The 511-nt window shown below is 78.1% G+C and carries 1 protein-coding gene; it reads left to right on the top strand.

The annotated features are described in order from the left end of the window. A partial coding sequence (locus HWX25_RS32935) for a ketoacyl-synthetase C-terminal extension domain-containing protein (RefSeq protein WP_279610158.1) occupies window positions 1-511 on the top strand: 511 nt, incomplete at both ends.

Here is a 511-nt window from a genome sequence, read left to right as displayed (position 1 = left end):
GCGCACCGCGCCCTGGCCGACGCCCGAGGGTGTGCCGCGCCGTGCCGGCGTCAGCTCGTTCGGGATCGGCGGCACCAACGCGCACCTGGTGCTGGAGGAGGCGCCGCCGCAGCCCGTCGAGCCCGCGCGCCACGCGCGCCACCTGATCCTGCTGTCGGCACGCGGCGGCGAGGCGCTGGAGGCCGCCACGGCCGGGCTGCGCGAGCATCTGCGCGCGCGCCTCGCCGCGCATCCCGACGCGGACCACGGCGCCTATCTCGCCGACCTGGCCTACACCACCCAGGTGGGCCGCATGCGCTTCGGCCAGCGCCGCGCGGTGGTGGCCGCCGACCTGGACGAGGCGCTGCGCGCGCTGGACGGACCCGCGCCGGCGGACGCGGCGCCCGAGGCGCGCGACGAGGACGGCTCGCGCGTGATGTTCCTGTTCCCCGGCCAGGGCGCGCAGCACCCGGACATGGGCCGCGCGCTCTACGAGCGCGGCGGCGTGTTCCGCGAGCAGATCGACCATTGC

It is taken from the genome of Burkholderia sp. BCC1640, assembly GCF_902833125.1.
GTDB lineage: Bacteria > Pseudomonadota > Gammaproteobacteria > Burkholderiales > Burkholderiaceae > Burkholderia > Burkholderia diffusa.
Note: the sequence above shows the minus strand (reverse complement) of the source record. Positions and strands in the feature narration are given on the sequence as shown.